Origin of the sequence: Halalkalibacter akibai JCM 9157, from assembly GCF_000513135.1 — a bacterium.
Classification (GTDB): Bacteria; Bacillota; Bacilli; order Bacillales; family Bacillaceae_D; genus Halalkalibacter; species Halalkalibacter akibai.
In genome coordinates this window covers 1-539 of sequence record NZ_BAUV01000141.1, presented here as the reverse complement: position 1 = coordinate 539, position 539 = coordinate 1, and the positions used below count along the sequence as shown (strand labels likewise).

General features: G+C 28.8%; 1 protein-coding gene. It reads right to left on the bottom strand.

Going from position 1 to position 539, the window contains the following annotated elements; translation table 11 throughout:
* Positions 1-80: 80 nt before the first annotated feature.
* Positions 81-539: hypothetical protein (locus JCM9157_RS23110; protein ID WP_035668911.1), on the bottom strand; the 459-nt coding region annotated here is incomplete at its 5' end.

The window sequence follows — 539 nt, the reverse complement described above, 5'->3', positions numbered from 1 at the left end:
TTACTCAAGCATCGCTCCCGTTCAAGAGTGATAACAGCCTTCACCACTCTTTATAATATTTCTTAAGGAATCTTACTAACTTACTGTTGAACTAAAAGAATACTTCTTGAATTAGAAAATTTAGACTCTTCGTCTACTTGTTTTAAATACCCAACTATACTAACAATTGGCTGGTCTAATGCCAGAATGTCTTTCTCAGCCATACCTTCAAAAGGGGTAAAAACGTTAAGTAATAACTCTTCACCAGGTTGTATATTTAATTTATTATTTGTAGCTTCAACTTTGTATGTATTATCCGATATTCCATTATCTAATTTAATAGGATATGTAAAATGAACAATGTTCTGTTTAATAGTATAGTTACTACCATTTAATAATTTTATTTGATATCTCATTCCATCATCCAATATTTCTGTGTCCACTATTTCTAATTGAACTCTATTAATATCTTCTAATGTCATTTCATTTTGATTAGTACACCCAACCAGTATTAAAAGTGTAAAGAAAAATAAAACAGTTACCTTTTTAATCACTTTTTT